The organism is Serratia sp. 506_PEND (assembly GCF_001076875.1).
Taxonomy (GTDB): Bacteria; Pseudomonadota; Gammaproteobacteria; order Enterobacterales; family Enterobacteriaceae; genus Serratia; species Serratia marcescens.
Genome location: NZ_JVEL01000623.1, coordinates 16379 through 28106, shown reverse-complemented (window position 1 = coordinate 28106; position 11728 = coordinate 16379). Strand labels below are relative to the sequence as shown.

9 protein-coding genes and 1 pseudogene are annotated in these 11728 nt (G+C 62.2%); 6 read left to right on the top strand and 4 right to left on the bottom strand.

What is annotated here, in order from left to right; genetic code table 11:
- Positions 1-408, top strand: a pseudogene (locus tag ADK28_RS28535) (phage tail protein); the annotation flags it as partial.
- A 154-nt stretch (positions 409-562) separates the two neighbouring features.
- Here ADK28_RS28535 and ADK28_RS28530 read toward each other — a convergent pair.
- The 3 genes from ADK28_RS28530 to ttrS all read right to left on the bottom strand — a co-directional run bounded on the left by ADK28_RS28530 (position 563) and on the right by ttrS (position 3189).
- The gene (locus tag ADK28_RS28530) at positions 563-805 is read right to left on the bottom strand and encodes a DinI family protein (RefSeq protein WP_004935803.1); all 243 of its coding nucleotides are present in this window, start codon (positions 803-805) and stop codon (positions 563-565) included.
- A 91-nt stretch (positions 806-896) separates the two neighbouring features.
- Positions 897-1496 (bottom strand): tetrathionate respiration response regulator TtrR, encoded by a 600-nt coding sequence (gene ttrR / locus ADK28_RS28525; RefSeq protein WP_048797354.1) that lies wholly within the window; start codon positions 1494-1496, stop codon positions 897-899.
- Positions 1471-3189 (bottom strand): tetrathionate respiration histidine kinase TtrS, encoded by a 1719-nt coding sequence (gene ttrS / locus ADK28_RS28520; protein ID WP_239686291.1) that lies wholly within the window; start codon positions 3187-3189, stop codon positions 1471-1473. The genes ttrR and ttrS overlap by 26 nt, the downstream gene beginning before the upstream one ends.
- Positions 3190-3418: 229 nt before the next feature.
- Between ttrS and ttrB the strand changes: the two genes are divergently transcribed.
- The 3 genes from ttrB to ttrA are packed head-to-tail and all read left to right on the top strand — an operon-like array spanning position 3419 to position 8242.
- The gene (ttrB, locus tag ADK28_RS28515; protein WP_048797353.1) at positions 3419-4156 is read left to right on the top strand and encodes a tetrathionate reductase subunit TtrB; all 738 of its coding nucleotides are present in this window, start codon (positions 3419-3421) and stop codon (positions 4154-4156) included.
- A complete protein-coding gene (gene ttrC, locus ADK28_RS28510) occupies positions 4153-5178 on the top strand; it encodes a tetrathionate reductase subunit TtrC (RefSeq protein WP_048797352.1) in 1026 nt (341 codons plus the stop codon). The genes ttrB and ttrC overlap by 4 nt, the downstream gene beginning before the upstream one ends.
- Entirely contained in the window at positions 5171-8242 is a 3072-nt protein-coding gene (gene ttrA, locus ADK28_RS28505) for a tetrathionate reductase subunit TtrA (RefSeq protein ID WP_048797351.1), read from the top strand. Before ttrC ends, ttrA begins: the two co-directional genes overlap by 8 nt.
- 38 nt (positions 8243-8280) lie before the next feature.
- On the opposite strand, the gene ADK28_RS28500 is transcribed toward ttrA, so the two are convergent.
- The gene (locus tag ADK28_RS28500) at positions 8281-9189 is read right to left on the bottom strand and encodes a LysR family transcriptional regulator (RefSeq protein ID WP_048797350.1); all 909 of its coding nucleotides are present in this window, start codon (positions 9187-9189) and stop codon (positions 8281-8283) included.
- Between the two features lie 125 nt (positions 9190-9314).
- On the opposite strand from ADK28_RS28500, the gene ADK28_RS28495 reads away from it, so the two are divergent.
- Both ADK28_RS28495 and gtdA read left to right on the top strand, forming a co-directional pair.
- Positions 9315-10664, top strand: a complete 1350-nt coding sequence (locus ADK28_RS28495) for a 3-hydroxybenzoate transporter MhbT (RefSeq protein ID WP_033639827.1) — start codon at positions 9315-9317, stop codon at positions 10662-10664.
- Between the two features lie 18 nt (positions 10665-10682).
- Positions 10683-11720 carry a gentisate 1,2-dioxygenase gene (gtdA, locus tag ADK28_RS28490; protein ID WP_048797349.1) on the top strand — a complete coding sequence of 346 codons (1038 nt, stop codon included), beginning with the start codon at positions 10683-10685 and terminating at the stop codon, positions 11718-11720.
- Positions 11721-11728: the final 8 nt, after the last annotated feature.

Below are 11728 nucleotides of genomic sequence, written 5' to 3'. Positions count from 1 at the left end.
GATTATCTTGATGGTGGGTTTATGCTGTCAGGTTGCATTGCAGTTAATCGTGAAGCGGAAGGGGTGACCGCAGAGCGGGTATCCACTGGCGTTTACAAAGTCACTGGCGCGTTAGGTTTTGCGGAGGAGGGCTGGACCATCGAAGTACCGCAGGACGTGAACGGCAACCGCCTGTGCTTTGTAGAAACCGCCACCGACAGCGACGGCGTTATTACGGTGAAAATCAGCAAACGCCGTTTTGACATCGATACCGCGACGGTCGTGGCCGGCGAAGCGATGGATATTCCTGAAGGGCGCTGGATCGATCTGCGCCTCGCCATGCCGGCGCGTGAAGAGGTGGAAGTGTTGCCGCCGGACGCGCTGGTATCAAACGATGACGTGTCATCGGAAACCAACGCGGTTTCATAAATAAAGTGGATGCCAGGTAAAATGCCGGTGCAGTAGGTTATTGGCCGCCTATTGCATCGGCGCCGGCATTATCACCGAGAGGCTCGGGCAAACACGCTGCCCGTTCTGCCCGGCAAGGTTCCCGCTGAGTGGGAGTCAATAGCGTTGCTGCCCGTCAAATATCAGTGACCAGCCACTGATCCGCTTCTTCGAACATCTCTTCCAACATTCGGTTCAGCTTCTCACGATCGCTTTTGCTGGCGTCGGAGTTCAGGCCGTTGGCCTGCATCGGTTTTACGCGCACGTCAGCTTCCGGAAACAGCGCATGCACGCGTTTTTCCAGCTCGTTGCGAATAATCTCGGCGGCGTTGGGCAGCCCAGCGACGTTGCGTTTGTCGTACACCAATTCTACAAACATGACTCACCTGTAAACACTGATTTAATGTACAGTATTCTGGCCTGAGGAAGACCGGTTGGCAAGAGGGCGCGCGGAATTTTGCCTGATGCGATCATTCTTGCGCGGCGTGCGGTAAAACCTGCAGCTGAATCACCAAGTCCGCCAGGCTGGCGGCCTGCATTTTCTCCATCACTTTCGCCCGGTGAACCTCTACGGTGCGCAGGGCGATATTCAACCGTTCCGCCATTTCTCTGTTCATCATGCCTCGCACCACCAACTGCGCGATGTCGCGTTCTTTCGGCGTGAGCGTGCGGTAACGGCCGCAAGTTTCATGGCGTCGCCAGGCTTTGGCCGAGACTTGCTGCGCCCGTTCGAGGGCGGCGATCAGCGGTTCAGCGGCGATCGGTTTTTGCAGGAAATCCACCGCGCCGTACTTCATCTGCTCCACCGCCATCGGCACGTCGCCATGGCCGGACAGGAACACCACCGCCAGCGTGCTGCCACGGAGGCGCAGCTCAGCGTAGGCCTGATGCCCATCGAGTATCGGCATCCGCATGTCCAGCAAGACGATCCCGGTCTGAAACAGATCGGCCTGCGCCAAAAAGCCGGCGCTGTCATTCCAGCATTGCACGTCGTGGCCGAGGCTGGTCAGCAAAAAATGGCAGGCGTCGGTGACGGCGACGTCATCATCCACCAGATGAATTAGCGACATGGTTTTCCTCATCATTCAATATGAAATGCAGGGTTACGCACAGCCCCTTGCGGCTGTCGGGGGCGAGGCGGTTAGCCAGCAGGATCTCGCCGCCGCCATAGCGGGCCAGGCGCCGGCAAATGGCCAACCCCAGCCCCATGCCGCCGGCTTTGGTGGTGTTGAAGGGACGAAAAGCCTGTTCCAGCCCGGCCGCACTCATCCCACCCGCGTTGTCCTGCAGATGCAACTCGATCGCCCGTTCGCGCTCGTCGGCGGAAAGCCAGACGGCGTTGGCCCCGGCCTGCGCCGCATTCAGCAGCAGGTTCGCCAGCAGCTGTTCCAGCAGCGCCGGCGGCAGGGTTAGCGTCAGCGAAGGTGGCACATTGTTGAACAACGTCAGGTCGGGATAGCGCGGCGTCAGGCGCAGCAGTGTCCACACCCGCTCGGCGGTTTCGCTCACCGCGATGGGGCGCCAGCTCGCTCTGTCTCCCTTCTCGCTGGGGGACTGGACCCACTGGCGCAGGTTATGAATCGTCTCGCCGCCGCGCTGCGCCTGCCGGTCGATATTTTCCAGCGGCGTCAGCAGCGGGTGCCCGGCGTCCGTTTTGCGCAGTTGGATCAGGCACCCCTGCGCATAGTGGCGAATAGCCGCCAGCGGTTGATTGAGCTCGTGTGCGAAGCCGGAGGCCATTTCCCCCAATACGTTCAGCTGTCTGGCATTCTCCAGCGCCTGCTCCTGTCGCCGCAGTTGCTCTCCGGCATGAAGCAACTGCCGCCCGCGCCGGCGTACCAGCAGCGCGATCCAGATATGGTTGACGATCAACAGCGCCAGCATCGCCAGCGACAGGCCGACGGCCGTCTGATGCTGGATCAGCCAGCTCTTGATATCCAGCCACAGCCGCCGCTGTTCCGGGTGTTGGTTGACGGCGCGCAGCAAGGCTTCCACCTCGCTGGTCGAGGCCGGGGCGCCCCACAGGAAGGGAGATTGCGGTGGGGCGGTCAGCAAGGCTTTTGCCACCGCATCCACCAGAGAGTTATCCACACCGGGCAGGGCGGCGAACGACCAGTTGGGGTAAAGCGGCGTGCTGGTGACGCAGGGAACCGATGTGGGCCGTTGCAACAGCGGGCGAAAATCCGCCGGGTTGATCAGGCCTTCCCGATCCATTTTCTCCAGCAGACAGACGGGAACGATGGCGGCCTGAATGGCTCGCTCGCGCAGCAGATAGAGCAGGGCATCGGCAGGGAAACCGGTAAAGCGCAGGTGAAAATCGCGCTCGGGCCGTATGCCGGCTTCGCTGAGCGCCTTATAACCGGTCAGATAGCCGCCGAAGGCCTGCGGATCGATGGCGCCCACCGTTTTGCCCATCAGCGCCTGCGGCGTCGTAATGCCGCTGTCGCGCCGCACCAAAATCACGCTGCCGATGATGTTGCCCGTTGCCCGATCGCCGTTGGCGGCGTGTAACGACGCCAGCCAGCGCAGATGATAGTGGCTGTTCAACTGCACGAACTGCGCCGGATTAGTGACCACGAACTGCACGCTGCCCCGATTGACCGCTTCGCGCATCTGCGCCAGATCGAGCGGCTGCAGGCGGAAGCGTTCACCGCCGACGCTGCCGTTGAGACTGTCGATCAGCGGCTGCCAGTCACGCGCGGTCGCCGCATCGCCGCGCATCGCCAGCACGCCGACCGACCACTCTCCCGCCTGTGCCGCCATACCCCAGCCGAGACTGAACAGCAGTAATAACACGACCCTCACAGCCCCTCCTGATGGGCAATCTACCTGCCGTCACTTGTTTTAGATCAACGTTAGGTTCGGTATGTGGTTAACCACAATAGAGCTGAGCCCAATGTCATTTTTACACTGTAAATCATCGACATTGTTTATTCATCTAACGGGCATCAATAGCGTGATCGGGGTGATGCCCAGGACGTGGGAGAGGCGCATGGATTTCGGTAAACGGCAGTTTTTACAGCGGCTGGGCGTGTTGACGGCGGGGGCTTCGCTGATCCCCGTGGCGGAGGCCGGGCTGACGTTAACGCCGACGCGGCGCGAGGGGGATGCGAGCCGCCGTTACGCGATGCTGATCGATCTGCGGCGCTGCGTAGGGTGCCAGGCTTGTACCGTGAGCTGCGCCATTGAAAACCAGACGCCGCACGGTGAGTTCCGCACCACGGTAAACCAGTACCAGGTCAGCCTCGAAGGCGAATCCGTCGCGACCAACGTGCTGCTGCCCAGGCTGTGCAACCACTGCGACAACCCGCCCTGCGTGCCGGTATGCCCGGTACAGGCCACCTTCCAGCGCGAGGACGGGATCGTGGTGGTCGACAACAAACGCTGCGTGGGTTGCGCCTATTGCGTGCAGGCCTGCCCGTACGATGCCCGTTTTATCAATCACGCCACCCAAACGGCGGACAAATGCACCTTCTGCGCGCACCGGCTGGAAGCGGGATTGCTGCCGGCGTGCGTGGAGTCGTGCGTGGGTGGGGCGCGGATCATCGGCGATATGCGCGATCCGCACAGCACGCTGAGCAAGCTGCTGCGGCGCCACGAGGCCGAGATCAACGTCCTCAAGCCGGAGAACCAAACCGCGCCCCACGTGTTTTATCTGGGGCTGGATGACGCCTTTGTCACGCCGCTGCCGGGGCGGGCGCAGGTCGCCTTATGGGGGGAGGGACGATGAGCCGCCAACTGATGATCGCAGAAGTGCTGAGCCAGCCGCAGGCGGTGAGCTGGCTGCCGTGGGCCGTGCAATATTTCTTCTTTATCGGCATCGCCGCCTGCGCCGCGCTGCTGGCCTGCGTGTGGCGCTGGCGCGGTGGGGACAACGCCGCACGCCTGGAGCGCGCGGCGCTGTTTATCGGGCTGACGTGCGCCATCACCGCGCCGCTGGCGTTGACCGCCGACCTGCATCAAACCGCTCGCTTTTGGCATTTCTACGCCTACCCGACGCCCTGGTCGTGGATGCCGTGGGGCGCGCTGTTCTTGCCGCTGTTTACCCTGCTGATCGGCCTGTGGTTTATCGCGATTGAATTTACGCGGCTGACGGGCAGACCGGTTGCGCTGCTGCGTGGGATAGCGCCCGCCTGCGCGCTGGTGGCTATCGGCCTGCTGTTGTACACCGGGCGAGAGGTTTCCATCGTGCGCGCCCGCCCAATCTGGTTCAGCTACGGATTTCCGATCGTGATGTTCCTCAGCGCGCTGCAGGCGCTCTTGGCTTTGCTGCTGCTGACATTGCGCGAACGGCCTGATCTGCAAGCGCCGCTGGCGCGCGGGATGCTGCTGACGTTACTGCTGCTTGGCGGGGCGATCCTGCTGTGGGGATGCGGCGATACGTTATCCGGCGCGGCGGTACGCCACTGGCTGCAGACGCAGGCGATGGCGCGCCGGTATGCCGCGGGATGGATTGCGCTGTGGGGGCTGACGCTGGCCTGCGCCGCCTGGATCGGCTATCGGCGCTTGCCGCGCGGCGGCGCGCCGCTGCTGGCGGCCGGCGCACTGGGGCTGAGCTGGCTGATGCGCTGGACGCTGTTGATCGAGGTACAAACCATCCCGAAATACAACGCGTCTAACTCCCCTTATAGCCTGCCGCTCGGCACCGACGGTTTGCTGGCGATCGTCGGCACTTTCGGGTTGTGGCTGGCGTTAATGATCATGGTGCGTGAAGCACAGGCGTTTTTACTGCGGAGAAAACAACATGGCTAAACTCACCCGGCGTCAGTGGTTGAAAGTGGGCCTGGCCTTCGGCGGATTGTCCGCCTTTGGCCTGAGCTATCGCGAGGTTGCCAAACGGGCGATCGACGGCTTGATTCACGGCACTTCAGGGCGGGTGACTCTGGATCGTATCAACGGCAACTCCCTGCCGCTCGAAGGACGGGCAAGGCCGGAGTGGCAAGGCAATCCGCAGCAGGCCATCTCGATGACCCAATGTTTCGGTTGCTGGACGCAATGCGGCGTGCGGGTGCGGGTGGACAGGCAGACCGACCGGGTATTGCGCATTGCCGGCAACCCGTATCATCCGCTGTCTCAGGAACGGCACGTCGACTCGGCCTTGCCGCTGCAGGACGCGTTGGCGCAGCTGGGCGGCGAAAGCGGCCTCGACGCCCGTTCCACCGCCTGCGCGCGCGGCGCCACGTTGCTGGAGGGGCTTTACAGCCCGCTGCGCGTGCTGGAGCCGATGAAGCGCGTCGGCAAACGCGGCGAGGGCAAGTGGCAGCGCATCAGCTTTGAGCAGTTGATCGCTGAAGTGGTGGAAGGCGGCGATCTGTTCGGCGAGGGGCATGTGGAGGGCCTGCGGGCGATCCGCGATCTGGAGACGCCGATCGATGCCCGACAGCCGGGGCTGGGGCCGAAAGCCAATCAGCTGCTGGTGACCAACGCCGGTGACGATGGGCGCGACGGCTTCCTGCGGCGTTTCGCCCAGAACAGTTTCGGCAGCAAAAACTTCGGCGCGCACGGCGCTTACTGCGGGCTGGCCTACCGTGCCGGTTCCGGTGCGCTGATGAACGATCTGGACAAAAATCCGCACGTAAAACCCGACTGGGAACAGGTCGAATTCGCGCTGTTTATGGGGACTTCGCCGGCGCAGTCCGGCAACCCGTTCAAGCGCCAGGCTCGGCAACTGGCCAGCGCCAGATTGCGCAGCGAGTTCCGTTATGCGGTGGTGGCGCCGGCGCTGCCGCTGACCACCACGTTGGCGGACGATCATGGCCATTGGATCCCGATATTGCCGGGTACCGACTCGGCGCTGGCGATGGCGATGATCCGTTGGATCCTCGACCACCGGCGTTATCAGGCCGCTTATCTCGCCATCCCGTCGGAGGCCGCCATGCAACGCGCCGGCGAGAAGAGCTGGACCAACGCCACGCATCTGGTGATCGCCGAGAACGAGCATCCGCGCGCGGGGCAGCATTTGACGCTGGCCGATCTGAACGGCGCCGGGTCGGCGTCGCCGCTGGTGGTCAACGGCGCGGGTGAGCTGGTGGCGGCCGAGACGTGCGACAGCGCCGAGCTGTGGGTAAGCCGTACGGTGACGCTGCACGACGGCGCGCAGGTGGGGGTGAAAAGCGGCTTCCAGTGTTTGAAAGAGGCCGCCGACAAGCTGTCGCCGGAGGCGTACAGCCGGCAATGCGGCGTGCCGGTGGCACGCATCGCGGCGCTGGCCGAGGCTTTTACCGCCCACGGGCGCAAGGCGGCGGTGATCGCCCATGGCGGGATGATGGCGGCAAACGGGTTTTACAATACCTGGTCGGTGATGATGCTTAACGTGCTGATCGGCAACCTGAGCCTGGCGGGGGGCGTGTTCGTTGGTGGCGGTAAATTCAATGGCTTCGCCGAGGGGCCGCGCTATAACCTGGTCGAGTTTCCCGGCCTGGTAAAACCGAAGGGGCTGAATATCGCGCGCAGCAAGGCCGCCTATGAAACCTCCGACGAGTACCGCGAAAAAGTGGCGGCGGGCGTTTCCCCCTGGCCGGCCAGGGCGCCCTGGTATCCGTTCGTCGCCGGGCAACTGACCGAGCTGCTGACATCGGCGTTGGCGGGGTATCCGTACGGGCTGAAAGCCTGGATCTCGAACATGACCAACCCCTTGTACGGTATCGCCGGGTTGCGTAGCGTGGCGGAGGAACGATTGAAAGATCCGGCGCGTTTGCCGCTGTTTATCGCCATCGATGCGTTTATCAACGAAACGACGGCGCTGGCCGACTATATCGTCCCGGACACCCATAATTTTGAGAGCTGGGGGTTCAGCGCCCCCTGGGGCGGCGTCGCCAGCAAGGCCACTACCGCGCGCTGGCCGATAGTGACGCCGGCGACCGCGAAAACGGCGCAAGGGCAGCCGATTTCCATGGAGGCGTTTTGCATCGCCGTCGCTAAACGCCTGGCGCTGCCGGGGTTCGGCGATCGCGCTATCGGCGACGGTCAGGGCGGGCTGCTGCCGCTCAACCGCGCCGAGGATTATTATCTGCGCGCCGCCGCCAACGTGGCGTTTGCCGGCAAGGCGCCGGTGCCGGCCGCGAGGGCGGACGAACTGACGCTGAGCGGCGTCGATCGCTTGTTGCCGCAGCTTGCGCAGACGCTGCGCGCCGATGAAATCGACCGCGTGGCGTTTATTTACAGCCGCGGCGGCCGATTCGCGGATCATGACAGCGGCCGCCGCGACGGCAGCGTGGGCAACCGCTGGGAGAAACCGCTGCAGATCTGGAATGCGGAAGTGGCGAAGCACCGGCATGCGATCACCGGCGAGCGTTTCAGCGGCTGCCCCACCTGCTATCCGGCGCGTTTGTCGGACGGCCGCGCGGTGGAAGCGCTCTACCCTGAGCGGCAGTGGCCACTGCGCCTGATGTCCTTCAAATCCAACGTGATGAGCAGCTCCACCGCGGTGATCCGGCGCCTGCACGACGTGAAGCCGGTGAACCTGGTGGCGCTGAACCCGGCGGACGGAGCGCGTTTCGGCATTCAACATGGCGACCGGGTGCGCATCAGCACGCCGGGCGGCAGCCGCGAGGCGCAGATCAGTTTACTGATGGGCGTGATGCCCGGCGTGATCGCGGTGGAACACGGCTACGGCCACCGGGAGATGGGGGCCAGCCAGCACTACCTGGACGGTGAACCGCTGGCGATGGATGAGCGCATTGCCGCCGGCATCAACCTCAACGATTTGGGCTTTGCCGATCCGACGCGCGAAGTGCCGAATACCTGGCTGGATTGGGTGACCGGTGCGGCGGTGCGTCAGGGGATCCCTGCGACCATCGTCAAGCTTTCTGCGTAGGCGCAGCCGTAAATCTGCTGTGGCTGCAGGTGGGGGTGTTAAGCCTGCGTCAGCAGCTGCAAAAAGCGGCTCAGCGCGGCAAAAGGCGGTTCGCTGTTGCGCCAGAAGACGCCCACGCTGCCTTTCTGCTCTATCTTCGGCAGATTCAGGATCGCCAACTGCCCCTGGCTGGCATAACGCTGCGCCAGCCGTAGGGAAAGAATGGAGATCATATCGCTGCTTTGCAGCAGGTTGGTACTGACGTTCATGGATGCCGATTCAACCGTGTTTTCGGGCAGCATCACGCCGTTATCCGCCAGCGCATTATCAATGCTGAGGCGGATGGGCGTGCCGGTCGGCCAGACAATCCAGCGCCAGTGGGTGAGATCGCGCCAGGTGAGGGAGGCGGATTTTGCCAGCGGATGGTGAGGGCGGGCAACAAAGCATACCGGTTCGGTGTAGAGCACTTGATAGTTGAGCGGCAGTTGCAGCGCCCGCCCGCCAACGCGGCCCACGACGACGTCCACCGCGCCCGCGAGCAGATCGTGCAGCAGCGGGGTCATCACCTTTTCCTCAATATTGAGATGCAGCGTTGGCATTTCTTGCAGCAGGCTCAATATGGCCTGCGAAACGCAGTCGGTGGCGACCGGCGAACAGCCGATTTTCAGGCTTCCCACCAGCCCGCCTTGCTTAAAGCGGGCGATTTCAGACTGCGAACGCTCCAGATCATTGATCAAACGCTGCGCATGCTGAAGCAGCAATTTCCCCCCCTCGGAGGGGCGCAGCCCTTTGCTATGCCGCTCAAACAGCGTGATCCCAATCTCATCTTCGAGCTGTGACAACCATTTTGACAGAGCGGGTTGGGAGATGTTCATCATCCGGGCAACGTGGGTCAGATTTCCCTGCTCGCCCAACGCCACCAACATTTGCAGATGGTGAAGTTTCATTTTCTGCGCCCAGTTCGCCATTTGCTATAACCCTCCGGTTATGTCTCCGCTTGAAAAGCCATTGTACATTTTATCGCTAAGGATACAAATTCGTAACATACCTAAAACAAGACAGACATCTTCCTACCCGCACCGAGGCGCTCACTATGACTCAATGGCGTGATTTACAAGCTCTGATCGATGCTGCTCCCATCGGTAAGACGCAGTGGCGCGTTATCATCTGCTGCTTTTTGGTGGTGATGCTGGATGGTTTTGACACCGCCGCCATTGGTTTCATCGCACCCGACATCCGCGCCCAGTGGCAACTGACCGCCGGTGAACTGGCGCCGCTGTTTGGCGCGGGGCTGCTGGGGTTGACAGCGGGTGCACTGCTTTGCGGCCCGCTTGCTGATCGCTTTGGCCGCAAGCGTGTCATCGAGCTTTGCGTGGCGCTGTTTGGCGCGCTGAGCCTGATTTCGGCCTTCTCACCCGATCTGTCAACGCTGGTCGTTTTGCGTTTTCTCACCGGCCTGGGATTGGGGGGCGCGATGCCGAACACCATCACGATGACCTCTGAATATCTGCCCGCTCGCCGCCGTGGCGCGCTGGTCACGCTGATGTTCTGCGGTTTCACGCTCGGTTCAGCCCTGGGCGGGATCGTCAGCGCCCAACTGGTGCCGGTGATGGGGTGGCACGGCATTTTGGTGCTCGGTGGCGTTTTGCCGCTGATGCTCTTTGTGGTGCTGCTGTTTGCCCTGCCGGAATCCCCGCGCTGGCAGGTTCGCCGCCAACTGCCGCACAAGGTGATTGCCAAAACGGTCAGCGCCATCACCCGAGAGTGCGATGAAGAAACCCATTTTTATCTGAGCGAAGCCGCCACGGCGGCCAAAGGCAGCATCAGCCCGCTGTTTGCCGGCCGCCAGTTGCGTATCACCCTCATGCTCTGGGCGGTTTTTTTTATGAGCATGCTGATCATCTACCTACTCTCCAGTTGGTTGCCGACGCTGCTTAACCACCGCGGTATTGATCTGCAGCATGCCTCCTGGGTGACCGCCGCTTTCCAGATGGGGGGCACGGTGGGGGCGCTGGGGCTGGGCGCGTTGATGGACAAATACAATCCCTTCCGGGTCTTGGCGGTGAGCTACGCCTTAGGCGCCGTCTGTATCGCCATGATTGGCCTGAGCGAGAACGGCCTATGGCCGATGGCGCTGGCGATCTTCGGCACCGGCATCGGCATCAGCGGTTCGCAGGTTGGGCTGAATGCCTTGACCGCCACGCTCTATCCGACGCAAAGCCGGGCGACCGGCGTCAGCTGGTCCAATGCCATTGGCCGCTGCGGCGCGATTGTCGGCTCGCTTGCCGGCGGCGTGATGATGGCGATGAATTTCTCATTCGATACGCTATTTTTCATTATTGCCGTGCCGGCGGCGATCAGTACGGTGATGTTAATGCTGCTGACGGCTGTCGTTCGCCAGTCTGCCCCAGCCCCTGATACGTTGCCTCGCGCAGCGTCGTGAATGAAAAGGAGAATCCCTATGCCTGAACGCAATCAGGATGTTAATCCCAGCCGCCAGCAGTTCTACCGGCATATTTCAGGGCAGAACCTGACCCCATTGTGGGAGTCGCTGCACCATTTGGTGCCGCCGACGCCGAATGCAAACTGCGCCCCGGCTTACTGGAACTATCAGGCGATTCGCCCGCATCTGCTGGCCAGCGGCGAGTTGATTGGCGCCAAAGAGGCGGTTCGCCGCGTGCTGGTGCTGGAAAACCCGATGCTGCGCGGACAGTCCTCCATCACCCCGACGCTGTATGCCGGATTGCAGTTGATCATGCCGGGCGAAGTCGCGCCGAGCCATCGCCATAATCAGTCGGCATTGCGGTTTATCGTCGAAGGGAAAGGGGCATTTACCGCTGTTGACGGTGAACGTACGCAAATGCATGAAGGCGACTTCATTTTGACGCCGCAGTGGCGCTGGCACGATCACGGTAATCCCGGCGAGGAGCCGGTGGTATGGCTGGACGGGCTGGATTTGCCGCTGGTGAACCTGCTGGGTTGCGGTTTCGCGGAAGACTATCCGCAAGAGCAGCAGCCCGTGACGCGCCAGGAGGGGGATTATTTACCGCGCTATGCGGCCAATATGCTGCCGCTGCGCCACCAGAAAGGCAACTCATCGCCCATTTTCAACTACCGCTACGATCGCAGCCGGGAAGCGCTGCATGACCTCACCCGTATGGGGGACGCCGACGAATGGGAAGGGTACAAGATGCGCTACGCCAACCCGGTGACCGGCGGCTACCCCATGCCCTCGATGGGCGCCTTCCTGCAGCTGCTGCCAAAAGGCTTTTCCTCACGGAAAGCGCGAACCACGGACAGCACCATTTATCACGTGGTGGAAGGGCGCGGTCAGGTCAGCATCGGCAACGAAACCCTTCACTTTTCGGCAAAAGATATCTTCGTGGCGCCGACCTGGTTCGATGTGTCGTTCCTGGCGGACGAAGACACCGTGTTATTCAGTTTTTCGGACCGGCCGGTTCAGGAAGCCCTGGGACTGTTCCGTGAAGCACGTTATTAATTTGGGAG